This window comes from Marinomonas sp. THO17 (assembly GCF_040436405.1).
Taxonomy (GTDB): domain Bacteria; phylum Pseudomonadota; class Gammaproteobacteria; order Pseudomonadales; family Marinomonadaceae; genus Marinomonas.
In genome coordinates this window covers 3,805,450-3,831,075 of the sequence record NZ_AP031575.1, presented here as the reverse complement: position 1 = coordinate 3,831,075, position 25,626 = coordinate 3,805,450, and the positions used below count along the sequence as shown (strand labels likewise).

Annotated in this window: 30 protein-coding genes; 10 read left to right on the top strand and 20 right to left on the bottom strand. The window is 42.2% G+C overall.

Annotation, left to right across the window (positions count from 1 at the left end; translation table 11 throughout):
• Position 1 precedes the first annotated feature (1 nt).
• The 4 genes from ABXS85_RS18065 (at position 2) to ABXS85_RS18050 (ending at position 4,046) form a co-directional block, all read left to right on the top strand.
• Complete coding sequence (locus tag ABXS85_RS18065; RefSeq protein WP_353667919.1) at positions 2-781, top strand: electron transport complex subunit E; 780 nt, start codon at positions 2-4, stop codon at positions 779-781.
• Positions 782-829: 48 nt separating this feature from the next.
• Entirely contained in the window at positions 830-1,465 is a 636-nt protein-coding gene (nth, locus tag ABXS85_RS18060) for an endonuclease III (protein ID WP_353667918.1), read from the top strand.
• Positions 1,466-1,715: 250 nt separating this feature from the next.
• A complete protein-coding gene (locus tag ABXS85_RS18055; protein WP_353667917.1) occupies positions 1,716-3,029 on the top strand; it encodes a HAMP domain-containing sensor histidine kinase in 1,314 nt (437 codons plus the stop codon).
• 30 nt (positions 3,030-3,059) lie between these two features.
• Positions 3,060-4,046 carry a DNA-binding response regulator gene (locus tag ABXS85_RS18050; RefSeq protein ID WP_353667916.1) on the top strand — a complete coding sequence of 329 codons (987 nt, stop codon included), beginning with the start codon at positions 3,060-3,062 and terminating at the stop codon, positions 4,044-4,046.
• A gap of 75 nt (positions 4,047-4,121) precedes the next feature.
• On the opposite strand, the gene cqsA is transcribed toward ABXS85_RS18050, so the two are convergent.
• A complete protein-coding gene (cqsA, locus tag ABXS85_RS18045; protein WP_353667915.1) occupies positions 4,122-5,345 on the bottom strand; it encodes an alpha-hydroxyketone-type quorum-sensing autoinducer synthase in 1,224 nt (407 codons plus the stop codon).
• 536 nt (positions 5,346-5,881) lie between these two features.
• On the opposite strand from cqsA, the gene ABXS85_RS18040 reads away from it, so the two are divergent.
• Together ABXS85_RS18040 and ABXS85_RS18035 are read left to right on the top strand one after the other, a co-directional pair.
• Positions 5,882-7,219 carry an aspartate aminotransferase family protein gene (locus ABXS85_RS18040; protein ID WP_353667914.1) on the top strand — a complete coding sequence of 446 codons (1,338 nt, stop codon included), beginning with the start codon at positions 5,882-5,884 and terminating at the stop codon, positions 7,217-7,219.
• 146 nt (positions 7,220-7,365) lie between these two features.
• The gene (locus ABXS85_RS18035) at positions 7,366-7,692 is read left to right on the top strand and encodes a hypothetical protein (protein ID WP_353667913.1); all 327 of its coding nucleotides are present in this window, start codon (positions 7,366-7,368) and stop codon (positions 7,690-7,692) included.
• 77 nt (positions 7,693-7,769) lie between these two features.
• On the opposite strand, the gene ABXS85_RS18030 is transcribed toward ABXS85_RS18035, so the two are convergent.
• From ABXS85_RS18030 to ABXS85_RS18010, 5 genes are all read right to left on the bottom strand, one after another.
• A complete protein-coding gene (locus ABXS85_RS18030) occupies positions 7,770-8,600 on the bottom strand; it encodes a hypothetical protein (protein WP_353667912.1) in 831 nt (276 codons plus the stop codon).
• A gap of 131 nt (positions 8,601-8,731) precedes the next feature.
• A complete protein-coding gene (locus ABXS85_RS18025) occupies positions 8,732-9,673 on the bottom strand; it encodes a nucleoside hydrolase (protein ID WP_353667911.1) in 942 nt (313 codons plus the stop codon).
• Positions 9,674-9,704: 31 nt separating this feature from the next.
• Positions 9,705-10,601, bottom strand: a complete 897-nt coding sequence (locus tag ABXS85_RS18020; RefSeq protein ID WP_353667910.1) for a ribokinase — start codon at positions 10,599-10,601, stop codon at positions 9,705-9,707.
• 199 nt (positions 10,602-10,800) lie between these two features.
• Entirely contained in the window at positions 10,801-12,030 is a 1,230-nt protein-coding gene (locus tag ABXS85_RS18015) for an argininosuccinate synthase (RefSeq protein WP_353667909.1), read from the bottom strand.
• Between the two features lie 231 nt (positions 12,031-12,261).
• Positions 12,262-13,182, bottom strand: coding sequence for an OmpA family protein (locus ABXS85_RS18010; RefSeq protein WP_353667908.1), 921 nt, complete (start codon positions 13,180-13,182; stop codon positions 12,262-12,264).
• A gap of 56 nt (positions 13,183-13,238) precedes the next feature.
• Between ABXS85_RS18010 and rnt the strand changes: the two genes are divergently transcribed.
• The 3 genes from rnt to ABXS85_RS17995 all read left to right on the top strand — a co-directional run bounded on the left by rnt (position 13,239) and on the right by ABXS85_RS17995 (position 15,083).
• Positions 13,239-13,907: a ribonuclease T gene (gene rnt, locus ABXS85_RS18005; RefSeq protein WP_353667907.1), complete on the top strand. Its 669-nt coding sequence runs from the start codon at positions 13,239-13,241 to the stop codon at positions 13,905-13,907.
• A 63-nt stretch (positions 13,908-13,970) separates the two neighbouring features.
• Positions 13,971-14,351 (top strand): YbaN family protein, encoded by a 381-nt coding sequence (locus ABXS85_RS18000; RefSeq protein WP_353667906.1) that lies wholly within the window; start codon positions 13,971-13,973, stop codon positions 14,349-14,351.
• A gap of 471 nt (positions 14,352-14,822) precedes the next feature.
• A complete protein-coding gene (locus tag ABXS85_RS17995) occupies positions 14,823-15,083 on the top strand; it encodes a DUF465 domain-containing protein (RefSeq protein WP_353667905.1) in 261 nt (86 codons plus the stop codon).
• A gap of 230 nt (positions 15,084-15,313) precedes the next feature.
• Here the strand turns inward: ABXS85_RS17995 and ABXS85_RS17990 are convergent, their stop codons facing one another.
• Positions 15,314-16,528: an FAD-dependent monooxygenase gene (locus ABXS85_RS17990; protein WP_353667904.1), complete on the bottom strand. Its 1,215-nt coding sequence runs from the start codon at positions 16,526-16,528 to the stop codon at positions 15,314-15,316.
• A 147-nt stretch (positions 16,529-16,675) separates the two neighbouring features.
• Here ABXS85_RS17990 and ABXS85_RS17985 point away from each other — a divergent pair, with 147 nt between their 5' ends.
• A complete protein-coding gene (locus tag ABXS85_RS17985; RefSeq protein WP_353667903.1) occupies positions 16,676-17,623 on the top strand; it encodes an AraC family transcriptional regulator in 948 nt (315 codons plus the stop codon).
• Positions 17,624-17,682: 59 nt separating this feature from the next.
• On the opposite strand, the gene ABXS85_RS17980 is transcribed toward ABXS85_RS17985, so the two are convergent.
• The 13 genes from ABXS85_RS17980 to ABXS85_RS17920 all read right to left on the bottom strand — a co-directional run bounded on the left by ABXS85_RS17980 (position 17,683) and on the right by ABXS85_RS17920 (position 25,587).
• A complete protein-coding gene (locus ABXS85_RS17980) occupies positions 17,683-18,342 on the bottom strand; it encodes an NAD(P)H-dependent oxidoreductase (protein ID WP_353669792.1) in 660 nt (219 codons plus the stop codon).
• 113 nt (positions 18,343-18,455) lie between these two features.
• Positions 18,456-18,860: a GFA family protein gene (locus ABXS85_RS17975; protein WP_353667902.1), complete on the bottom strand. Its 405-nt coding sequence runs from the start codon at positions 18,858-18,860 to the stop codon at positions 18,456-18,458.
• Complete coding sequence (locus ABXS85_RS17970; protein WP_353667901.1) at positions 18,857-19,039, bottom strand: hypothetical protein; 183 nt, start codon at positions 19,037-19,039, stop codon at positions 18,857-18,859. Before ABXS85_RS17970 ends, ABXS85_RS17975 begins: the two co-directional genes overlap by 4 nt.
• 191 nt (positions 19,040-19,230) lie before the next feature.
• Positions 19,231-19,422: a hypothetical protein gene (locus ABXS85_RS17965; protein WP_353669795.1), complete on the bottom strand. Its 192-nt coding sequence runs from the start codon at positions 19,420-19,422 to the stop codon at positions 19,231-19,233.
• Positions 19,370-19,669: a DUF6765 family protein gene (locus tag ABXS85_RS17960; protein ID WP_353667900.1), complete on the bottom strand. Its 300-nt coding sequence runs from the start codon at positions 19,667-19,669 to the stop codon at positions 19,370-19,372. The genes ABXS85_RS17965 and ABXS85_RS17960 overlap by 53 nt, the downstream gene beginning before the upstream one ends.
• Before the next feature lie 289 nt (positions 19,670-19,958).
• A complete protein-coding gene (locus ABXS85_RS17955; RefSeq protein ID WP_353667899.1) occupies positions 19,959-20,606 on the bottom strand; it encodes a hypothetical protein in 648 nt (215 codons plus the stop codon).
• 283 nt (positions 20,607-20,889) lie between these two features.
• Entirely contained in the window at positions 20,890-21,321 is a 432-nt protein-coding gene (locus ABXS85_RS17950; protein WP_353667898.1) for a GNAT family N-acetyltransferase, read from the bottom strand.
• A 226-nt stretch (positions 21,322-21,547) separates the two neighbouring features.
• The gene (locus ABXS85_RS17945) at positions 21,548-21,868 is read right to left on the bottom strand and encodes a DUF2834 domain-containing protein (RefSeq protein ID WP_353667897.1); all 321 of its coding nucleotides are present in this window, start codon (positions 21,866-21,868) and stop codon (positions 21,548-21,550) included.
• Between the two features lie 97 nt (positions 21,869-21,965).
• Entirely contained in the window at positions 21,966-22,100 is a 135-nt protein-coding gene (locus tag ABXS85_RS17940) for a hypothetical protein (protein WP_353667896.1), read from the bottom strand.
• Positions 22,090-22,536 (bottom strand): pyridoxamine 5'-phosphate oxidase family protein, encoded by a 447-nt coding sequence (locus ABXS85_RS17935; protein ID WP_353667895.1) that lies wholly within the window; start codon positions 22,534-22,536, stop codon positions 22,090-22,092. Before ABXS85_RS17935 ends, ABXS85_RS17940 begins: the two co-directional genes overlap by 11 nt.
• Positions 22,537-22,745: 209 nt before the next feature.
• Positions 22,746-24,368 carry a Na/Pi cotransporter family protein gene (locus ABXS85_RS17930; RefSeq protein WP_353667894.1) on the bottom strand — a complete coding sequence of 541 codons (1,623 nt, stop codon included), beginning with the start codon at positions 24,366-24,368 and terminating at the stop codon, positions 22,746-22,748.
• A 440-nt stretch (positions 24,369-24,808) separates the two neighbouring features.
• Complete coding sequence (locus ABXS85_RS17925) at positions 24,809-25,264, bottom strand: GNAT family N-acetyltransferase (protein ID WP_353667893.1); 456 nt, start codon at positions 25,262-25,264, stop codon at positions 24,809-24,811.
• Positions 25,265-25,275: 11 nt separating this feature from the next.
• On the bottom strand, positions 25,276-25,587 hold the full coding sequence (locus ABXS85_RS17920; RefSeq protein WP_353667892.1) for a putative quinol monooxygenase: 312 nt from the start codon (positions 25,585-25,587) through the stop codon (positions 25,276-25,278).
• Between the last annotated feature and the right edge of the window lie 39 nt (positions 25,588-25,626).

Genomic DNA, 25,626 nt, shown 5'->3' with positions numbered 1-25,626 from the left:
AATGAGCGCACAAACTGCCGTCACTGACGACGTTCAAGAACCCATTCAATCTGACTCTGATGCAACTCAGAGTCAGACGAAAGCCAATTACGCCGAAATCATCTACAACGGCATTTGGAAAAACAATCCGGCTTTAGTACAGTTGCTTGGCTTGTGTCCTATGTTGGCGGTCACCAGTACTGTGGTCAATGCCCTAGGTCTTGGCCTTGCGACTCTGGTAGTCTTAGTCGGCTCCAATATCGCCGTCTCCATCATTCGTAATTATGTTTCTGATGCCGTTCGCTTACCCGCATTCGTGATGATCATTGCCTCTTTTACTACTTGCATAGAACTCATCATGCAAGCTTATACCTATGAGCTGTATCAAATTCTCGGTATCTTTATCCCGCTGATTGTGACCAATTGTGCCATCTTAGGACGTGCTGACGCCTTTGCCAGCCGCAACCCTATTTTGCCCTCAGCTATCGATGGTTTTATGATGGGCTTGGGCTTCATGGTGATTCTGGTGGCCTTGGGTGCCATGCGCGAATTGATTGGTCAAGGCACCTTGTTCTCAGACATGCATTTGCTGTTCGGCGACATGGCATTGCAGTGGAAAATCACCCTTTTCCAAAATTACCCTAATGTCTTGTTTGCTATTTTACCACCGGGTGCTTTTATTGGTTTGGGATTGTTGATTGCTGGCAAAAACTATTTTGATGAAAAAGAAAAGCAGCGCATTGCCGCTGCCAAAGCCAAAGCAGGCCCGGCAGAATCCAAACGTGTGCGTGTGACTGGATAACTCAGTGAACTCAACACAAGCATATCAACGCAAAGAAAGGGTCATTAGGTGAATAAAGAGAAACGACAGCAAATATTCTCTCGATTACGAGCAGAAAATCCTAATCCTGTCACTGAATTAGAATACAGCTCTCCTTTCGAGCTGTTAATTGCTGTTTTATTTTCTGCTCAAGCCACTGATGTCAGTGTCAACAAAGCCACTCGTAAGCTCTTTCCTGTCGCTAATACGCCGGAATCCATGCTGGCTTTGGGGGTTGATGGTCTAAAGAATTACATTAAGACCATAGGCTTGTTTAACGCAAAAGCCGAAAACGCCATAAAAACCTGTCGAATTCTGGTGGAACAACATAACAGCCAAGTACCTGAAACTCGCGAAGCCCTCGAAGCGCTGCCTGGGGTGGGTCGTAAAACAGCCAATGTGGTGTTAAACACCGCCTTTCGTCAAATTGCCATGGCGGTGGATACGCATATTTTCCGTGTCTCAAACCGAACCAAAATTGCACCGGGCAAAAACGTCTTAGAAGTAGAAGAAAAGCTACTGCGCCTTGTCCCAAAAGAATTCCTACTCGACGCCCACCATTGGTTAATTTTGCATGGTCGTTATATCTGCGTTGCCCGCAAGCCAAAGTGCGGCGCCTGCATCATTGAAGACTTATGTGAATTTAAAGAAAAAACCTCTTGTTAGATGCTACTTGCTCTCTACAAGGTTACGCTTAAGGCATTCAGTTTTATCCAATAGACCTTTCATCAATTACGCATTGTGCTCTTCTACCAACTGTAATAGCATGAAAATACAAAGCCTGCTTTAAGCAATCTATGTTGCTTCTAACAAACAAAGTTGTTTCTAACAAACAGCAAATCAAGGTTACCAGACGAGTTATTTAAATCAGATAAAACAATACCTTAAGCTGATTATTACAAGGAAGATTAAGAAAGTGCAAACGATTAGAAAATGCTTTCGCTATGTAAATATTCGTCTCAATCAAGCTCTAAATGACAGTGCAGAGTATTTTCTCCCACATACTGTTTACATCAGCTTTATTGGAGTATTTGGTTTTCCTTTGTACTATTTGATATGGGCTTATCTCTTTCCACAACCCTATGAAAACTTAACATTGCGCTTAATAGGATCTCTACTGTTTTTAGGAATAGCCTTTCTCAACAATTGGCCTAATTGGATGCGTCCTTATACAAACCTTTATTGGATCATAACCATAACCTATTCATTACCCTTTTTCTTTACCTATATGCTATTAATGAATAATGGGAGTCTGATTTGGGGAATGTCAATGATGGGAGGACTGGCCATATCAATATTGCTTGCATACAATTGGATTTTGTTTATTTCAATGCTAATAATCGGCGCTTCCTTAGCCATACTATTATATGTTTTTAGTGTAGAAACAGTTACGTTTTCCAATTACTATGAACAGCTCCCAATCTATAGCTTTTTGATCGTAACAACTAGCATTATTTTTTACTATCCATACCGATTAAAACAAGAAAAACTAAAAGTATTGGCCTCAATCGGGGCTGAAATTTCTCATGAGCTCAGAACCCCTCTGATGACCATTCACAACCATGCTCATGGTTTAAATCGATACCTACCAGAATTGCTCAATGTCTATGAGCTAGCAAATAAACATAATCTGGTTGAACAGCCAATAAAATCTCAAACTTTTAGCATTCTAAACGCTTCTTTGGAGCAAATTAAAAACGAAGTCCAACATTCCAATACTGTCATTGATATTCTTCTAATGAGTCTGGGAAAATCAAAAATTAACCAAGAGGAATTCGAATATTTTTCCATGGCCGATATAGTGACCCAAGCAATTGAGCGCTATCCATTTGATTCACAAGATGAAAGAAACATAGTTACCACACATCTTAGTGACGACTTTCAGTTTTTCGGCTCTGATCTCCTGATGATGCATGTGATATTCAACCTAATAAAAAACGCTCTAGTCTTTACAAATACAACCTCAGAGGCCAGTATTGAACTTCACTTAAAAAAAACAAACAATGAAAATTATCTATACTTCAGGGACAATGGCAAAGGCATCTCATTAAAAGATAGGCTATCTATTTTTGAGAGTTTTTATTCCTCTGCCAATTTGGACAAAGGGGCCGGCACTGGCATCGGCTTGGCGTTTTGCAAAAAAGTGTTAACCAGTTTTAATGCTGATATTACGTGCGATTCTAAGCTCGGGGAATACACTGAATTTACTTTAAGCTTCCCCGCTCCATAAAAAGTAAGTAACTATAAAGATGGAATTTGAATGATGCTTCAACCTGATCAAAAAAAAATTAATGCGTATTTTCACCCCACCACAGTGGTCTTTCTGGATGACCATCAAGCCTTTCTTGATAGTATTCCATTGGCGCTAAAAGCAGATACCATTTATCAAAGCTTTCTTCATCCGCAACAAGCCATACAGTATATTAATGACAACACGCAGCATCATCCGGCATTGGAAAAAGACAACCAATGGTCTCTAAACGGTTCTGATTACCACTATAAATTCGATTGCAAGTCAATCTTACACAAAACCCTTAATCAACAGCGCTTTTCAGAACCTTCCGTACTAGTAACGGACTACGCTATGCCGGGTTCAGATTACAATGGTTTGGATGTTTGTAAGGCCATTAACAATCCTTACATAAAAAAAGTGCTCTTGACCGGTGTAGCAGACGAACACATTGCCATTGAAGCACTAAATAATAAGGTGATTGATTTTTATCTGAAAAAAAATGTGCAAGATGTTCTGCCGAAAATCAACCAATTGATTGAGAAGTACCAGCAGGACTACTTCAATGACATGAACAGAGTTCTTCGAGAGGGTTTAACATTGCAGTCTCCTCTGGTTGAGGACCCTGCGGTGGTAGATTATTTCTTTTCTCTGATGAAGCAAAAAGACATTGTTGAATACCACTTACATACTGAATTGAGCCCATCCTCAGCTGATTTTTTACTCTTGGATAATTCAGGAAAACGTTACCGCTTGTTACTGCTCACCAAAGAAGACATCAAGGTTCACAAAGAAATCGCCATCGACGCCAAAGCGCCATCGGGATTATTAAAATTATTGGATAAGCCTACCAGCATCCCATTATTCCCCAGTATGGACGGTTTTTATCACCCAAACATTGAAGACAGCTGGCAAGACTTCTTTTACCCATGCGTTAAAATCAAGGGTGAAGACAACTACTTAGCGGCTTTTATAGAAGAATGTAACATTATTACCCCGAAACAAAGAGTCTCCTAACGTGAATAGTGGATAATGACCAGCAAGTTCTGCGAGGTAATAAGCCCCCTCGCAGAACCACTCCTAATCAAATCATTAAGCTACTGACGCCTCGATAAAATCAGCCGATATTTTCCTCGTAGAACGCCATTTATCTAAGCTAATATCCTCTCTAATCTCTTTGAATACCTGAATGACTTTATCTAATTGATTAATAGTTAAAGCTGAATTAACAGATAAACGCATTAAGGCTCGATTTTTCGCCGTGGCAGGTGCACAAAAGACGGATCCAAAAACATCCTTAGCCTCTAAAGCATCCTTTAATACCGTAGTTAGCCATTCAGAACCAACCTCTAAGGCAATAATCTGCGATTTAGAAGCCGTGGTGTTATAACCCAAACCCAACAAAGATTGCCTTAAATAATTGGCATTTAAAACCAATTGTTTTCGTTTCTCATCAGCAAGCATTATTAAATCCAAGGTTGCATTCAAACCAGCGATTTCATATGGCAAAAGAGCGGAACTAAAAATGGATGGGTTAGCCGTACATTTTAAATAATCCGCAAAACCTTTAGGACAGCTGATAATGCCAGCTCTACCAGCAAAGGCTTTTGCCAAGCTGGCGGTACGGAACATCACCTTGTCTTGCAAACCATACTCCACCACCAAACCACGACCTTGGGGTCCATGAGTACCAAGGGAGTGCGATTCGTCTACTAATAACAAGCAGCCCATATCATACGCCGTATCTACCAATTCTTTTAACGGACAAACACTGCCATTGGAACTGTAAACCGAATCCACCATGACCAGACCCGGACCATGTTTCTTAACCAATGCTGCCATGTGTTCAACACTGTTATGACGAAATGGATAAACCGAAGCCTTGCTATAATGCGTCCCATCCCACAATGACATGTGCGCCAACATATCAACATAAATAGGCACTTCAGCGCCCTCAACAATCGCCTGAACTAAACCAATATTAGCGTTATACCCGGACTGACTAAGTACCGTCTCATCTGCTTGCATGAAATCTGCCATACGCTGCTCAAACCTCAATTGAGGATTGTCTCCGTGTAGAAAAATCGAAGACATGACAATAGTATCTTCCATGCTATCTAACACTTTTCGTTGTGCTGCGAGGATGTTCGGATGATTCGCTAATGCAAGATAATCATTACTGATCAATTTAAGTGACGTCAATGTAGGATTAAGACCATGTAAAGGGTTACGTCCTCCTAATTTTTCACAGCGTTCTACATGTGCGTTTACTTTTTTGGCCAAATAATTGGGATAATACCTAGTCTCATTTATCATGAATTTTCTCCTATTGCCTTTGGGCATTTTGAATAACTCAAAAAAGAGAAAAAAAACCTTCATTAAATGACACAACCAAATTGCCACATCTTCTCATCAGACCTAAGTGGAATGGGAAATTCATAAATTCACCCGATTGTTTTACCAAAAAGGTCTTTATCAATGTCACCCTTATCATTCTTCACTTAAAAATGATAAGAAAATATGTCAAGACTGGCTGAGACAATCCGACTGCTTCTTTCCAATTTTCCGAGGTGAATATGATCCCCAACCATTAGGGATCAATTCCCATTGTAAGGAGGAATAAATAAAATCAATCAGTAGAAGTGTTACAAAGACGATAATCCTTATTTAAAAGAAAGTCGGCTAAAAGAAATGAACAAACAATTGAAATAATAAAATCCATTTTTATAGAAAAATAAATCAATATTAAAGTAACTAAAAGATTACGTAAGATTAAATAATTACCAATTTACTAAACCATTCAAGCACGGCATGATGATCCTATTATTTGCTATTCTGATAGAGAGAATGCCATGAGCCAAACTACTAAAACCAACCTGTCACAAGCTCAGCTTGACGCCCACTGGATGGCTTACACAGGAAACCGTCAATTCAAGAAAGACCCTCGTATTCTCACTGCGGCGAATGGTCATTACTACACAGATGCGGATGGTCGTCAGATTTTTGACGGTTTATCCGGATTGTGGACCTGTGGTTTAGGACATGCCGTTCCTAGCATAGTGGAAGCGGTCAGCAAACAAGTTAAGCAGCTAGATTATGCACCTGCATTTCAATTTGGTCATGATAAATCTTTCCAACTGGCAGAACAGATCAGTGAATTTATGCCAGAAGGCCTTAATCGAGTTTTTTTTACCGGTTCAGGTTCCGAATCCGTTGATACTGCGTTGAAAATTTCGCGTGCTTACTGGCGCAAAAAAGGCATGGGCAGCAAAACCAAGTTCATTGGTCGCGCAAAAGGCTACCATGGAGCAGGTATTTCTGGTTTCAGTGTAGGCGGTATTCCAGCAAACAGAACTCTCTATGGACAAGGTTTAGAAGCTTATCATTTGCCACATACACAGGTTCCAGGTGCAGAGTTCAGTAAAGGCATGGCCGCACAAGGCAAAGAACGTGCTGAAGAATTGCTCAATTTAATCACTCTGCACGATGCATCAAACATCGCCGCAGTGATAGTAGAGCCCATGTCTGGCTCCGCCGGTGTGATAGTACCACCGCAAGGCTATTTGCAACGTTTAAGAGAGATTTGCGATCAACATAATATTTTGTTGATTTTTGATGAGGTGATTACGGCATTTGGTCGCATGGGCGCGAAAACAGGCTCAGAAGCCTTTGGCGTCACCCCAGACATCATTACTATGGCGAAACAAGTTACCAATGGTGTTATCCCAATGGGGGCAACTGTGTTTAAACAGGAAATATACGACACCTTTATGGCAACGGGTGGTCCAGATTATATGTTAGAAGTGCCGCATGGATATACCTACTCCGCTCATCCTATTGCCTGCGCTGCTGGATTAGCTTCCTTAGAAACCCTCCGCTCTGAAGGTTTAATTGACCGAGTTAAAAACATGAGTAGTACATGGGAAAACTATGTTCACTCTTTAAAAGGAGTCAGTGACGCTATCACTGATATTCGTAATTACGGATTTGCTGCCGGTTTCAGCTTAGCCGCAGTGGATGGAGAAGCGGCAAAACGTCCTTTCCAAATTGCCATGTCCATGTGGGATAAGGGTTATTACGTGCGTTATGGAGGCGATACCATTCAGTTAGCGCCACCTTTTACCACAGAAGAGCACGAAATAAGCAGTTTGATTGACGCCCTCGGCGAAAGCATTAGATCCATCTGCTAAAATAAAAAATACATATTTAAATCAATAGGTTGAATTAAAAAATAGAGGTTCAACCTATTGCCTTTCTTTTCTTTCCACACTAAAAAACTTACATTATACTGTTGCGTCGCCACATACTGACAGCTAACGCGAGAAAGGAACGCATTATGTCTACCACTCAATCCCCTTATGTTCGATGTTATTGGACGGGCTCTTTGTTTCTGATTAATGGTAAAGTCATGCCCATCCATTGCACAAATATATCCACTAAAATGATTGAAGTGGAGGCTCCATCAGGGATAGAAGGCTCAAAAATGGTGAAACTTGAATTAAAAGCCATGCACGAAGGCAGACGTAAGTTGATCAAGGTGTTATGTGACCCAGAGTTGGATATACTCAACGAGCACAATAAGCATTATTTAAAATTCAAATTCCACACCATAGCCAAAAGTGATGTGGAATTTATTAAACAATACGTGGATTACCACAGCTAATAACCTTACCTACTGCGCCATAACCGTTTCACTAGATGTTCAATGACCTGTTTCGTTTCTTGATTTAGTCGGCAAGATTACTCTTCTAGCACTGCTGCCTCTACCAAGTCTTGAGTCGATTTCGCGGCTTTTGATTTCGTAACCAAAGAATCAGGCGCTGCTTTTCTCGCCAAATCGGATTTGGCTTTGTATGACCCTAATTCCGCCGCTCTTTGCAGCCAAAACAAATGACTTTGCTCTTCTTTCAACGCCGCTATTTCGGCCTCTTGTGCCGACAATTTTACATCAAGATTGGCGTCAAAAGCCTGTGCAACCAAATACGCAGCACGACTGTTATTAAGATCAGCGGCGACCGCAGCCAGAGCCATTGCCATGTTAACATTCGCCTTTAGATAGCGCCCTTCCAATATGGCCAATGACAATTGCAACAAGGCATTACTGTCCCCTTGCTGCGCTAGAACAAGGTTCTCTTCCAAATTGATCAATCCTTCAACCGTCATCAGTTTGATATTTTTATCAAATACCAACCCCTTCTGGGTTAGATGCGCAGAGAGCAAAGACAGCCTTCTATTTTGATAGACTTTAAAGCTTTTAAACAACACATAGCAGGAACCAACAATAGACAATAGGTAACCCATTACCAACAAAAAGAAATAGGTTAATTTAGAAACATATTGGTAAATGTTCATCTCCCCCAACAGGGTGACAAGCAATTGACCAGCCACGACACCGAGCAATACCACCAGTAAAGCATGGCCTACCCCAGCCCATTTATTATGTGCAGCCCACTCAGCTTCAGCCTGTAAAGACTGACTAAGTTCGTCCGAGCGAATCGCCAGATGAGTTGCTCGCTGATAAGACGAACTAAGAAGAAGTGTCTTTAACAGACTCATGTCAGTGTTTGTCATAGGGTCCTAGGCCTTAATTCAATAAACATTTTAGGCGTTGAAAAATAGTATCGGCTTATTATAAAGACTAAAAATAATAAAGGCATAAAGACGTACGCCTTTATGCCTTTATATTTGTATGCAGCAAGTGCTTAAGACAAGGTGGTCTCAAACAGCTTCAGCAGCTTATCACTGTCCACTTCCATGCAAACTTGCGTCATAGGAACATCTGTCCAATGAGGTTCAGGGAAAGTCATACCCTCTGGTGCAAAGATGGTTTGCCCAATGCCAATGCCTTCACAAGCCACACGAATGGCACCGGTTTCGACACCAAAGATACTTGGGTCCATAACATAGGCTATGGTAGAAGCGTCATGGAAATAACAACCATCCATATCAAAACGACTACTGTAGAAATGAATATAGTGTTGCGCACAATCGTATAAGAAACCACCCTGCTCAGGGTTGGCTGCACGAATACGTTCAAGCACACTGTTGTCCAATAATACTTGATGGGTCACGTCTAAACCTATCATGGTAACTTGCCAAGGGGCGGTAAAGACTTTATCCGCCGCATGCGGATCGTTCATAATATTGGCTTCGGCTACTGGCGAAACGTTACCATATTCGATGGCAGTACCGCCCATCAATACCACTTCATCCACCAAGTTCGCCACCTCAGGATCCATTTCCAGCGCTTTCGCTAAGTTTCCCAACGGCCCCAAGGCAACAATAGTGACTTCACCAGGGTATTCTCGAACAGTATCGACAATAAATTGCGCCGCACTTTTGTCAACCGCCTGACCTTGCGGCGCTGGCCAATTGATATTACCAAAACCGTCTTTACCGTGAACAAAATCAGGATGAGGACGAGGTGCAATCACACTAGGCACGTCCACCCCTTTGGCAACAGGCACCTCAACTTTGGCAATTTCCGTCAAGGTAATGGCATTTTGCGTGGCAAGATCGACCGACACATTACCAAAGGTAGTGGTCAAGCCTAATACGTCAATTTGTGGGGCTTGGAAAGCAAAAAAAATCGCCATCGCATCATCAATGCCCGGATCCGTATCGATAATAATTTTACGAGCCATACTAGCTTGTTCCTCTGTTAATTTGGCTTTGCTAATCATTTTGCAAAGCAAGAAAATCCGTAACTTCTTGCTGCGTTGGTATGGAAGCTGCCGCACCTAAGCGGGTAACACACAATGCGGATGCCGCACAAGCGCGGCGAATAGCTTTAGTCACTGGCTCCCCCGCCATCAGGGCGGATAAGCAAAAGCCAATAAAAGTATCTCCTGCAGCCGTGGTGTCCACGGCTTGCACGGAAAATGCCTCAACTTGCAAATGCTCTTTGCCATTAAAGTAGCACACGCCATCTTTCCCCAAGGTCATCAAGACTTCTAAATCTGGGTAAGCTTGGGGAAATGCTTTAATGGTGGAAGCAATGTCTTGCGTCCCTATGAGATCCATGGCTTCAACTTCGTTGACAATCAGCAAATCCACAAGCCCCAAGACTTGCTTGGTCAATTCTGCATCCATTGGCGCTGGATTAAACGCCACTTTAACCTCGCATTGTTTGGCTTTTTGCATCACGTACTCAATCAAATTGGTTTCGTTTTGCAACAGCACCCAATCGCCTGCCTGAGCATTTTGTAATACGTCATCAATTTGCTGCTCAGTCAACGCATGATTAGCACCTTGATACAAAATAATCGCGTTTTCAGCCTGCTTGGTTAACTGAATAATGGCATGTCCAGTAGGCACCTCTGTCGTGTTAATCAACTGGGTATCAACCCCAAGGGATTGCAACTGACTGAGAATCGCTTGATTCGAATGATGAATCGCCCCTACATGCTTCACATCCGCGCCCGCCTTGGCCAAAGCAACCGATTGATTGGCACCTTTACCGCCTAACAGACATTGATAGTCATCCGAGGCCATGGTTTCACCAGGACGTACAAAATGATCAAGCTGATAAACATGATCGAGATTGATCGAGCCAACATTGTAAATCGTCATAGGATGTTTCCTTTAGCGAGGCATCTAGCAGAGTGTTAACTCAATGTCATTAAACATGCAGCCACATTCTTCAATTTAAGTATGCCATACGTTAGCAAATTCTGACCAATTGGACAAAAAAAGAAAAACGCTCCGAACTGAAAAGTATGGAGCGTTATTTGATTTGGCATGAGACCCTTGGCAAGGTCTCACTACTGCCTTATTTTTTGTCTAAGAAACCACGGCCTTTTTGCGCCGCAATACGCATACGCAAAGCGTTCAATTTAATGAAACCAGCAGCATCTTTCTGATCGTAAGCACCGGCATCGTCTTCAAAAGTAGCAACCGAGCTATCAAACAAGCTGTTTGGCGATTGACGACCAACCACTTCTACATTGCCTTTGTACAATTTCAAACGAACCGTACCCTTTACGTGTTCTTGTGACGCATCGATCAAAGCTTGCATCATACGACGTTCTTCAGACCACCAGAACCCGTTGTAAATGATTTTTGCATAACGCGGCATGATTTCATCTTTCAAGTGCGCCGCTTCACGGTCTAAAGTGATGGACTCAATCGCACGGTGGGCTTTCATCATGATGGTGCCACCAGGTGTTTCGTAACAACCACGGGCTTTCATGCCAACGAAACGGTTTTCAACTATGTCCACACGACCAATACCATTCTCACCACCAATCTTGTTCAAGGTTGCCAAGATGGTAGCAGGCGACATGACTTCACCATTGATGGAAACTGGATCGCCTTTTTCATAACCGATTTCAAGATACGTCGGCTCATTTGGTGCTTCTTCAGGAGACACAGACCAACGCCACATATCGGCTTCCGCTTCTGTCCAAGGGTCTTCCAACAAGTCTCCTTCATAAGAGATATGAAGTAAGTTGGCATCCATAGAATAAGGAGATTTTTTCTTCTTGTTAGAGAAGTCCACTGGGATCTGATGCTTTTCACAGTATGCCATGAGGGTTTCACGAGACGTTAAATCCCACTCACGCCAAGGCGCAATGACTTTTACACCAGGTTTTAGGGCGTATGCACCCAATTCAAAACGTACTTGATCGTTACCTTTACCAGTCGCACCATGTGCAATCGCATCCGCTCCAGTTTCGTTAGCGATTTCAATCAAACGCTTGGCGATCAAAGGACGTGCGATAGAAGTACCCAATAGGTACTCACCTTCGTAAATGGTGTTCGCTCGGAACATAGGGAAAACGAAATCACGCACAAATTCTTCGCGCAAATCTTCGATGTAGATTTCTTTAATACCCAACGCTTGAGCTTTCGCGCGAGCTGGTTCAACCTCTTCACCCTGTCCTAGGTCAGCGGTAAAGGTCACCACTTCACAGTTATACTCTTCTTGAAGCCACTTCACGATCACAGAAGTATCAAGGCCGCCTGAATAAGCAAGCACTACCTTCTTCACGTCAGACATTATTTCTATTCTCCTCAACGAGCTCGCGCTCCCACGCCAATGCTTTTAAACCAGTACAGGGCGGCGCAAATAAATTAAAAAAGGGAGCTAAGTTTAAATTTTCACTACTGGCTTAGCAAGTAAAAAGCCCCATTCTCACCGATATTTTGTGATCGAATGGAGCTTCCAAAAACGCGGGTATATCTGTTGTAAAATATTTAAGCCAACTCGATATTAATAACTGGCTGAAGCCTACTCACTTTTTTCTAACCGAATGGTCACACGACGGTTACGCTCTCGCCCTTGCGGATTATTATTGGTGGTCGATGGGTAACGCTCACCATGGTAACGGGAAATAATTTTCCCTGCGGGCACGCCTTTTTCCAATAAATACGCCGTTACTTTTTCCGCTCGCAATTTAGACAATTCACGGTTATCGCGACGAGAACCTATATTGTCGGTGTGACCATCAATATAAATGTATTCCACCGTTGGATCAGATGATACATACAGAGCCACCAAATCCAAACGCGCTTTAATACGGTCTGTCAAATTCACACCATTAATTGGAAACAAGGCCGCCGTACGGGCAATCTGATCATAATTCACCGGCAATAAGGTTGATAAACAACGACGAAACTCATTATAAGCTGGAGCAAAATTGATGTTTGATAAGCTTACTTCCACTGTCTCACGACTGTCTTCCCACGCACGCCCAGCAACAATCGGATGACGACCTCTATCCAAACTGGTCAACATACGCTCCGCCACTTTACCGCCGACTTCTACCGTTAATCCATAACCCGGGTAAGGCAAAATTTCGAGGGTTTCTGGCTTAACACCTGGTGACCATTGTGGTGCTTGGGAGATAATATACACTTGGCCAGGGCCAAGCTTTTCATTACGAGGTTGCAACACAAACTTCATAGGTTCGCCCGCTTCCTTGATAAACTGACCTTCACCATAATGCGCAACAGGATGCGTCAAACTACACGAGAAGATGTCCCCAGACAGCAACCATTTTGAATCGGTAATACCAGACTGATAATGCGTTAAGGCTTGCACTTGCGTCACAGGCAAACAAGCGGCAAAACAAAACGCAGAGCGAATTAAAAGTTGTTGGGCGATTCCCATTGAGACATCTCGTTCAAGCATATTCAATTGTGTTATCATCACATCCTATTGTATACCGATATTCTCAAATACGCGGCAGAATTAAGGACCCTCATTTGTCAAACCATGAAATCAAAGATCGATTCCGAGGTTTCCTACCCGTTGTTATCGACGTAGAAACCGCAGGCTTTAATCAAAAAACCGATGCGTTATTAGAAATAGCTGCCAGCATTCTAAGAATGGATGAAAACGGTGATCTTTATATACATGAAACCATAGGTTTCCTGATCAAGCCATTCGAAGGCGCTAATCTTGAAAAAGCCGCTCTCGACTTCACTGGAATTGATCCTTTTGAGCCTGGCCGAGACGATGTATCAGAAGGTGAAGCCATCACACAAATGTTCTCCAAAGTGCGCAAAGAATTGAAATCAGTAGGTTGTAAACGCGCTATCTTGGTAGGTCATAATGCCGCCTTTGATCATGGTTTTTTAAATGCCGCTATTGAGCGTGCTGAAATAAAACGCAATCCTTTCCATCCATTCTCTAGCTTCGATACCGCCAGTTTAGCTGGGTTGGTTTTTGGTCAAACGGTATTGGCCAAAGCCTGCGAGGCGGCGGCAATTCCCTTTAGTAATTCTGAAGCACACTCAGCAAAATACGACACAGAAAAAACCGCTGAGCTCTTCTGTGAAATGGTTAATCGTTGGAAACGACTAGGCGGCTGGCCATGCATTGAAAATACTCCAGAGGAAGACATGTCGGCCATTTTCCATTCCGGTCAATAAGTCCCATAATAATAAGGACAAGCAGTATATTATGAACTGCCTATTGCCATTAAGGTGTTTGCTATGATGCCAGCCAAAAAGTATTTTTATCTCGCGCTGGGCTGGTTTTCTCTGATCACCGGCATTATTGGTATTTATTTGCCTTTATTGCCCACCACACCCTTGGTTTTACTGGCCGCTTGGTGCTTTTCGAAATCGTCTGAGCGCTTTCACAACTGGTTACTCAATCACAAATTTTTTGGCCCTATCGTGCGAGATTGGCAGTCCGAAGACGGTATTCCTAGACGTTCACGCAACCGCGCCATTCTTTTCATGTGGGTGGGAATGAGCATTTCCATGCTCATTGTTTATCGTTTTTGGGCAACCATTGGCTTAATAACCATAGGTACATGCGTCAGCATTTATCTGCTCAGATTGCCTGTACGTGAAGACCAACAAGACTGAATCTACTCACTTCGCCTTATCTTCTGGTTACTGATTGCATTCTATTTTGACAAACAAGATCACAAACCGCGACACCCCCACTAGAGGTGATATCAATAGGTTTGTCAGAATTCGAATAGTCCCTATAGCTGAAATATGAAGGTCATAGATGTTATTTGTGATCTAAGAAGATTTTCTCAATCTCTATTAGATTACACAGCAAAGCGGACACTTGTCTCCTATACTTTGATATAGCGTCGTTAATCAACTCCGTCTCAAGGTATCTACTGCCAAGCAAAAGCCTAATTAAATAGGGATGAGCTGAAGCAAACATGAATATTTTACCTAGTATTCGACAGTTCGATGAACAGAGTGAGAAACCCTATTAATACTGACGTAAGAAAAGCTGACAAGGATCAAAAATCTATTTCTGCGTCTCGACTAATCTATAAATGAGCATAATGAATCAGTAAACACGCATCGGAGGATAACATGCCAATTTCTGACCACAGTTTAATCAATGAGTTTCCCGAGTATAAAGACGATATCCATGACCTCAAAATGGAAGATGCTCACTTTAGAAAGCTTTATAATGAATACAATCATTTAACTCACGAAATAGAAAAGATGGAAAAGGAAATTATTCCAGCGACAACACAGCAGGAAGAAAGCTTAAAAAAACAACGCCTACAACTTAAAGACACTCTACAAGGCTATATCAAAGCCAGCATAGCCGCTGCTGAAAAAGCCTAACCTTGTTTACAATAACTAGGTTTAAAAAAGCGAGTTCAATTGCTCGCTTTTTTTATTGAAAAGTCGAGTCATATTCAGGGTATTACTTCACTGTTTGATTTCTATAAAAAGTGCTGTTGGCTGACACAGAAACCAAAGTCGTCGACATTGTCTCAGCTCAAAAAGCCGCTTCATCATAACAACGAAACGGCTAAGCTCCAGAAGCAATAGACATTTAATCCATTAGCTTACTAACTAGACTGGTGCAAGTCCGTCATCGACAAACACATGGCTTCTTGAGTTCCTAAGTAATCCTTATTTAATTGCGTATTTAATAACCCAGTATGGTCATAAATAAAATCTCTCACTTTTGCTAGTGGCCAAGGCAGTTTGTGAAACACATTCCCTAATGTTCGGGCGAATTCAACTTGATGATTCACATAGTCCACTCTTTGCTTCTCAAATGCAGCAAAAGCGTCCTTCACGATATTAATATCGGTTAACGCTTGCCCACCGAGAAATTTCGCCAGAAAATAACCATCCTCTATCGCCATACCCATTCCATAAGCGGCATAAGGTGACACTGGGTGAACGGCATCACCAATACACACCACTCGTCCCTTTGACCAATGCTTCAAGGAAGGACGATTGTAGATATCCCAAGGAAAGATCTGACGACTAAAATCTGTTGCTTCAATAAAGCGTTTCATAGGAGATGCAAAGTCTTTAGCTATATTGCTGAGGTAGGCTTTTGGGTCTTTGGGCTCAGCTGCGTTCTCCTTTCTGGCTTCGACAAACCACCATTCAAACCCAGGCTTGCCATCGTGAAGCATAGGAAAATAGCTTGCTTGATATTTATCGGAATGAGATATGACACCACGATCATCTGGTAAACCCTCAATCGGATCACACCAGGCTAACCATACTCGCAAACCAACATGAAATAGGTTCGCTTCGCCAAAGGCTTGTTGTGAGACTTTAGAACGAATGCCATCTGCGCCAATTAAAATGTCTGCCGTTGCCATGTCACCATTGTCAAAATACAGCTCAATTTCATGCTCTGTTTCGCGGTAATGAGAAAAGCATTTGTTTGCTTGAATGACGTGCGAAGGTAACTGAGCCAACATGTGTCCAAAAGCACTTTTTCGCAACACACCATAATGCCAACCTTCTATCCCAAATGCTTTTTCCACCTTGGGATTCCAAGCTAAATTTGCGCGAATTTTGCCTTTCTGATTGTGAAATTCGACTTTGGTTTTTTTACCAAAATTGTCTAGATCAATACCGTAATAACGCAATACCGCTAAAACAGGAACACTCAGTAAAACCGCTCCACCTAAAGGTTTCGGCTCAGGATGACTTTCATACACTGTGACTTGGTAACCTTGCTTAAGCAGGCCCAATGCAGCGGAAATACCACCAGGTCCAGCACCAACAATAGCAACGCGCTTGCCTTTTTCTATCATGTTTTCACCTCTTTATTGTTATTGTGAGTTATGCAAACAGACAGTATTATCCCCCTATAAATTGGACAATAAACATGTAGAAGTCCGTAATAGCGGAAAATTCGTCCAGATCAAAACGGCATCAAAAATAATAAAAAGAGAGAGACTATGGATGTATTGAGCCAATTGCTCACCGGTTTAAAAATAAATTCAACGACTATTTCTCGATGGGAGCTACACGCGGAAAGCGGTGTTCATGTGACTGACTTCTCCCCAGCATACTTCTTATCTCTGGTGTCAGGCCCCCCAATCCAACTGGATTACGGTGAACAACAATTCATTCTCAACCCCAAAGACAGCCTCATCGCACTTAGAGAAGGGGATTGCCGATTAGGCCAGACCAGCGCCCAGCAATTTATCGATATCAATCAGTTGGATTGGCAAGGAACACGAGATCAACCTTATGATATTCAAAGACAATACTCTTCAACCGTCACGGTCAAAGTAGGCGAAGCACAACAAGCTGCTATTTTAGTTGGTGTGGCCTTTGATATTGGCACAACGACTACTTCCGGCATTCTCAAGGAGTTACCATCACACATCTATTTGTCAAAACAAGCAGTTCATACCAATCAATTAATGAATACTGCCATTGACTTTTTAATTGAAGACAAAGAACAAGGTTACTACGCCTTAGCTCTTCACTTAGCCGAAGTAACATTGGTCAGCGCCATACGCAGCCATATATTACGCAGTCAAAAATTTTCCACGGGATTACTAAAAGGTCTCTCAGATCCTAAAATCAGCTTGGTGTTAAAAAGCATGTATAGTGAATACGATAAGCCATGGACCCTGTCCAGTTTGGCGAAAGAAAATGCCATGTCGCGAAGCACACTCGCCGCAAAATTCTTTTCTTGTGTCGGTATGACCCCCATGTCGTATTTGAATTTAATAAGAGCAGAAAATGCACAAGTATTATTAAAAAATAGCGAGCTTTCTATCAATGTCATCGCCGAAAAGGTTGGCTTTGGATCGGATCGTGTATTAAGAAGTGTCTTCAAAAAACACTTTAGAATTTCGCCTCTATCATTTCGACAGTCACAACGTAAAGCATAAGGATAGCTTTCACCCTCTTTAGAGTTTGATGGATGTTCTCATTTAAAATGATACGTACATCATGGCGCATTGCGTTGTGATGGAGTGGTTTTAAACACCTTAGCATGGGTAAAAGGGTCTTCTACACTGCGTTGTTGTTTGGTTGCTTCCGCCCACCAAACCAATTGGTAAAAGCTGCGGCCAAAGTAATCAAACCATGCACTTTGCTCTTCACCTGCTTGCAATGCGCCGTCTTCATGGAACACTTCCTGCGCCTTAGGCACATGAATCATTGCCGAGACAGACAAACAACCCAATTCGGCTAAAAAGTTTCGCATGCCAACTGCGGCTCGCATCCCACCCCACTGACCAGCAGAGTAAGTAACGATTGCGCTTGGCTTATAAGAAAATATCGAACTACCAAAATGATTCAACAAATTCGCTAAAGCAGGACTCATAGAATGGTTGTATTCCGGGCTAACCATAATATAACCATCGGCTGCGGCAATCTTTTCCGCCAAAGCATCGAGTGCTGTTGGTGCCTTGCCCTTCGCATAAGCAAAATGCGGTTTAAAGACGGGCTCCATGGGATAATCTAGCGCATCAATGAGTTCTATATCATGCTCGGCAAAACGCTCAGCAAAACAGTCTAAACAGGCCTTTGCAACACGCTCACCCAAGCGTGCAGGTTTGGGTGGTGTACTGTTACGAACACTGCCAAGAAACACCAAAAACTTCATCATGGAACTCCATTAAGTAAACAACAACAAGCTAGAGAATTTTTTCGTTGCCAAATAGTCTTGTAAAGTGATTATCAATAATACTGAAAATCATTATAACGACTATTGTATGACTAATCTCGCCCTTCAGGATACGCTGGTACATCTTCCAAAAGTACACACCAATTCGCCTTATAATGAGTATATATCTCAGCATCAACCCTTACAGGTATCGCTTGATCAAACAGTGAAATGGCTATTTCCATATCATCCATCGCAGCATCTTTACTTCGAAAACCAATGCTTGCGCCACAACAACCACAAAAGGTTCTCACCGTTCCATTTGCGGCACGATAGTTTTTTAATAAATCCTGGCCGGACAACCACTTTAGTCCCTTAACCTCAACTAAGGTTGCAAATGCCGCCCCATGAAATTTTCGACACATTGCACAGTGGCAATTTGCAACCAAGTCACCAAAACCTTGGGCAGAAAAAGTAACACCGGCACACAAACACGACGCTAGATATTGATTGCTCATTTCACTATTTCTCCTAGGAATTCAATCTCACCTTGTATCCATTCTTGTTGCTCTGCTGAAACAGTAACATCAGACTCCAACTCACCAGTATGTGCTCTACTAGCCGATTCAATCATCATAAATTTGGTATCAGGAAAAGCCAAGGGACAATGCTCGCCCCCTTTTGGTACAACAAACATTTCGCTTGGCTCAAGCTAAATATTGGTGTCTCTTAGTTTCAACGTAAGATGACCTTTAAACACCAAAATAATTCGTCTTCATTCTCATGACGATGCCAAACCGGCTCACCACTAACCTCATATTGTATTACTCTCAATGCAGATATTAGAAAATCCTCTTAAACACGGCATCATCTTAAATAAAGCTACTTTCACGCTACCATCAAACCATGCTTAGGCAGTAAATCTCTTAATACATACCAGCGATGATAGGAAGCAGCTTGATAAAAGCCATAAATAGGATGTTTCATTGCATCTTGACTGTTCCCTAAGGATAAATTCTGGAAACCTTCATTCCAGTCTCGATATTGAGGAATGGTTTCGGGGGGATATAAAAAATCCATCAACTTTAGCGGCCTCTTGCCAAGCCTTTATTCGCTGTTGTTTTTTACCTTGTTTGTTCAATATGGAGGAAACTTTTGGGGCCAATTGCTGCCAATCTTGATACTGCGTGAAATCCGCTAAGTCAGGATTATTATTGGCTATGGAGGTAAAGTAGCGGTGTATTTTTTCTGCAAACTCTAAATAGGTTTGTGGATTTTTATGCCAACCAGAATCGGTGCCATCTTCATAATAAAAGCGCCACTCCAAATACGGACGATCCGGAAAAGTGACTGCCGCACCATGCCCTAGCGACGCTTAACAGGGCACTCATCTTAAGAAGCAAAAAATTAAAATATAAAAGCAATAGCAGCTTAGTATGGATGTTCTATCAATGATTCCACTGGAAACATTAATTAATGGAGAAGCAGGATTGGACAAAGAAGAATCTAGCTCAAATCTAATCTCACAACTGTACCTGAAAAACAGGTAACTGTTAGATCAAGTTTGAGCTAGTACAACTAGGGATTGTTGCGTTATTTTCTTACGAGTTTAATGGTTAATCATTTTTTTCAAGAATAACGCAATAAAGTGTTGTGATTTGGTTGTCACCGGTATCTGAATAGCGAATACCATTGAGATACATTCTTTTTGAAAATGATTCAGCAACATATCCTTCTTCTGTCCAGTCTCGACAAACGGCTCTACCATCAGGCGAATCAAAACGTACAGAGAGCTGATAGGAAACCTTATAATCGTCTTTTATCTTACGGCAACGAAACGCTTCAATGCTTCGATCAGAACCTGATTCATCATAATAGACTTCGGTCATGAGATATTGGAAATCGCAGTAGAAATTTTTGAGGCCACCTTTATCATCAATTTGTACTGTTTTATGCGATGCGTAGTCATCCCAAGTAAAAAGGACATTACTATAACCGTGTGCTTTAAATGCCTCAACCGCTTGATCACCTTGGGTATTTTCTCCAAGTTCGAATCCTACGATTGCACCATCGGTTGCGTACCACTGTGATCCATTCCCACTCATTTGTACCCATGTTGGTTCTGTTTCTTCACCTTTTTCTAGGATGACACCCTCATAGATACTGGGAATGCTGCCGGCGTCTACGCCGCTTCCCGCGGCAAACGACATAGTGGAATAACCGAGTGTAAGGAAGGCCAATAGGCTGACATTGCTTAAATTCATTTTTATCTCCTTGTCCTCTTCTTGAGAACTTATGTTTTTTTAGCTAGTTTTAGTCCGTTTGAAAGCATAAAAATTATGAAATAATTCAAACGCAATGAAAGACTAGACGCAAATTTGGGCTTTTCAAGGTAGTTGTCGAATCAAGGGTGAACTTGCATATTTTTTACTCTTTGTATTTAAGACTCTGTAATCCCCTTGAAAAATAATGTTTTTTTTAAGTAGAAAATTTTATGACTTAAAGAATCTGGAGCAGTCTATCAACAAATCCCACCAGCAAAGCTGCTTAAACCGCTTTGACATAGACATGAGAGGTTTTTGAGCAATGGAACCCCATGGCAGGGTAGAAAAGATGAGAAGCTTCTCGTGATATGTTTGATCTCACGACTAATTTTGCTAAACCCTGTTGTTTTGCCCAACCCTCAGCCGCTGACACTAATGCCTTAGCAAGGCCATGACGACGATAGTTTTCACCCACCACTAACCCCGTAATTTCAGCTTTAAAACCTGATTCAAGAAACAAGCGTTTTTCAACCACCAACCAAGCGGACACCTTATCCTCACACACGACCACAAAGACATGATGTAAAGGTGAATGAATCAAGGCGTTCAACCAGTGTGCGGTTTCTTCTCGATTAGCGTCATAGCCTAACGTTTGCGTTAAATTAGTGATGTCATCAGAATGCTTTAAGCTGGCTGGAAAAATCTCAAAAAACACGGTTTTTACCCTCATAATTAAATCAGCATTTGGGAAAGCTACGAACAAGTCCACTGACTAGGGCAACCTGCTCCTGCCCTAATGTCCTAATGTCCTAATGTCCTAATGTCCTAATGTCCTAATGTCCTAATGTCCTAATGTCCTAATGTCCTAATGTCCTAATGTCCTAATGTCCTAATGCCCTAATGCCCTAAATCCATCTAGACCTCCTCCTCAAGCTAGCAGTCTAACGTTCGCTGCTGGACATTTGCCATTCCCTCATCAACAGGAACAAAGGCAAACCGAGTGAGACCCCAACGACTAAGGTTCCAAGAGTAGGAAGCCAAAGCATGCTCATTTTGTTGCGCTTTCCATCCACCCAAATAAACACCAATAAAACGAGTGCCGAAATCACCACGTCTAACCATGCAAAGGCGGCTATGGCTGGACTGGCCTCCGTTAGTAACAGGTGAATGTTTAAACCGTTTTCAAAAAACCAAGGCAAAAATGCCCAATAAGGAAAAACCGTTCCTAAAATGCACATTAGTAGATAAAAAAACGCCACCATGATCCCTCCTTCTTAAGCATTTTTTAAAGGCAAAATAAAAATAAGCGAAAACCACCTCAGCACCAAGCCGACTGTCATAACTTGCTTTGCCAAGAGGTTATCCAAACACAGGTTTAAAGAAACTAGGCTCATAACTGAGAATACACTTGGTGTCTTCTGCATACTGAAAGGCGGCGATGCAATCTGGATCTTTAAGAGAGTCCTGACGGTATTGTTCATCATTAGATGCCATAAGCTTGCCTTGCACTCGCTATTTGGCTTTCTTCTGTGGTTCCTGGTAGCAAATAATAACTGGGGGCCAAGATAGGAGAAACACGGGTTATTTTAACTTGAATAATCCCTTTTACAGGAAAACCGTATGCCACAGGCTGGATGAGTTTATAGAGTTCGGGATAATGACTTTCTGATGCATCTATGTAAGTTGCGTGACCCTTAAGCTTAAATCCTTTTTGTTTTAGAACATGGACAAAACTCACACATACCTTGGCATTAGACTGAATGTTTTTGACGCTCTCAGGTGATGCAATGTGGGCAATGAGTAATGTATTCGAGTCATGATGAGTAAATACCTCTTTAGGAGAGCAATTAGGTTCCCCAGAGCTATCCGCTGTAGCAAGCCAACACAGAACACTTTCTTCAATGGATTTTTTCACTTCATCGGTAAGCATTTCGACGCCCTCTCCTACTTTTGGTTTGTTGTCAAACCATCATAACAAGCCAAAAAGACCAAGGCGACCATACCAAGCGGATAATGAAATTCCTCCATGCTGCAAATTTGCAGCGGGGGAATTGACAGAAATTTAGGCGAAACAAAGGAATATGAGAGACAAGCCCTTTCGCTGCGCCTCTTTTTCCAGCAAAGCCTTTACTATGCTCTTTACGACACTTGGTGACGTTTTAATATTGGATAGCCCGTTGATATGAGCAGAGAGCAAATACGTTGCAAGTCTCTCAATATGTCCATATGGATTTGAGTAGAAGACAGGGACTCTATCTCTTGCTGGCGAATCCTACCTGTGTGCTCTTCTCGGTAAATGGCCAGTTTGTCTCGATAAGCTTGTTTGGCATCAATCAATTCCGCAGCCAGTTCCGGGCTTTTTGATACATACACAGCTTGAGCCAAGCGAAAGATTTCCAAGAGCTCAATAAAAAGCTCCCGTAGCTCCCCTTCCCCTTGCGCTGAAAACTTGATCCCATTCTTATGCTTTTTGCGAGCTAATGGTATTAAACTGGCTTCTATAATGTCGCCTACGTGTTCTATGTTGGTGACAAAATTGAACGCGTCTTGCCATTTCATATGGTCTTCAGAAGCCGTTTTAATATTCTTAATGGCGGACAAATAATAGGTCACTTCCCTATGAATATGATCGATGTCGTCATCCAGATCTTTAATTCGATTAATGTGTTTACGATTGCGAAACATACGTGGCGTATTTTCAAGCATTTGATAAGCCAGATCCGCCACGCGCAAGGTTTCATTGGTTACATTGGCCATAGCCCGAACAGGGTGATTGATGTCGTCCTGTGATAAATAAACTGAAGACAGTGGTTTGTGTTCCGAACTGGCTTGAGACGCATTAGGTGAAATGTATTTCTTCAACACCCTAGCCCAAAACCGCAAACAAGATAAAAACAGGACAGCATTAAACACATTGATCGCCACATGAAAGAGCATTGGAGAGGTTAAATTCCAAGCTTCAAGTGGCAACCAACCACTCTTGTAGAAAAAGTATATGACGAAACCTATCATCACAGCCAAAGAGCGGATAAGAAGGTTTCCTATGATAACCAAACGCCCTTTAGCACTTACCCCCCAGCCCGAACTCAGGGCCGGTAACGCACCACCAATGTTGGCCCCTAATACCATAATCATGGCGGTATCCAGTGGTAAAGAACCATCGATGGCGAGATGACTCACCATTAAAATCACCGCAAGACTGGAATGAACCAGCCAGGTAAAGAGAGCCAAGATGAATAAGGTTAAAAGCAGATCATGAGCCAGAATATTGGTTAGGAAGGCCATGCCTTCACCTGAACGCATCGTTGCAGTGGTGTCGGCCACCAATGAAAGGGACAGCAATAACAAGCCTAACCCCATTAAAATACGGCCCCAATATCTGTGTTTACGCTTGTTCGACCGTTGAAAAGTGATGTAACCAAAGAACAAGAGCACAGGTGAGAGTAAAGATAAGTCGAGGCTGAGTAACATGGCCATTAAACTGGAGCCCACTTCTGCTCCTACGGCCAACGACAGGGCGGGAAGCAAGCCAAGGGCACCGGTTGCCACAAAACCAGCGGCCAGCAACACCACAGCGGTTCCAGATTGAAAAGCCGCCGCCGCTATCGCACCCAGTGCCGCCGCTTGTATACGGCGCTTTGTCATGACTCGAATAGCATGTTCCAAGCGGCTTTTGTAGGCTCGCTCAAAGCCAGTTCGAACCATTCGAATGCCCCACAGCAATAAGGTAATGGCACCCGCTAATTGAATCAGTTCGTTCATATGCTCTACATCTAAATAACGCGGGAAATGAGATGGATTAAATCGAGGTGTTTATCTTTTCCCTTCCAAAAAATCCTTACCAGTTTACTGTAGCAAAAAAGCGCGAAAATATTCTCGGGGAATTTGCCCCTTAACGACACAAAGACTATCAAAACAGATCAAATGAATTTTTTGTTACGCAAATAACGCAAAAAATAACCATAAAAGGTACCTTTATAGCCAACCAGACAAGTCATGAGACAATACACTTCATTGTAAAAAGGGACGAATCTTTGTAGACAACGTCCTAGTCCAACTATGCCTATAGACAAATAAAGGAATAGGCAATTAAAGGAATAGATAATTAGAGAAAGTAATCAAGATAGAGAGCTTTTTGGATGCATTTGCCTCTAGGCTGTTTAGGGAAGTTGCGAATGACCAACTAAGTTTATGTATGCTAATCAATCATTTAGCCTCTTAGACATCAAATGAAATGCCTCTCTGTTTTCAAAACCAAGGCCAGAATACAAGCTCCTCGCCTTTTCGTTGGATTTTGACACTTCTAAATGCAAGGCTTGTATTTTATCCTTTTTAGCGATTTCCTCTGCGAATCTTATCAGGGTGTCTCCAATACCATTACGGCGAAATGACGCAGCAACAAACACTTCATCTAAAAAAGCGTCCCGACCACCAAACTCAATCGAAAAGCCATAACAGATTGCGGCATAACCTATGATGTTTTCATCCGAGGTGGCGACCACAATAAACCCATGCTGCTTGTTTGACGCCACCAGTTCCAAGAGCGCTGCGCGACGCATCTCAGCAGAGGACTCAATGCCTTCAAACTCATGATATTGAGCGACAAGAGACTCAATTGCTTCTAAATCGATGACATTTGCGATTCTTACTTGGATCATCAAAATACTACTTATACCGATATAGCAGTGGATGAGATGTCATAGGAATCGAACGACCTTTCCAGTAATCCATATTGTTTGGCTTGCTCTCGCCAAGGTTTTATATGAGGTGCCACTAAATGTTTTTCCAAACTGGCACGATCCGGCCAAATTTCAGAAAATCGCAATAGCCCAGGATCAGTGAGATCTTCTGCGACCTCATACAAAATACAAGCATCATGCTTTTGAGTCTGATCAACAAACTCTTTTAAATGAGGCAACACATCACTGATATTGTCTGGCGGAAATCTCAATATGCCAAAAACAGCCACTTTTGCTTTCATACTCGCTCTATCCATTTTGCAACTTATCAATGAATATAA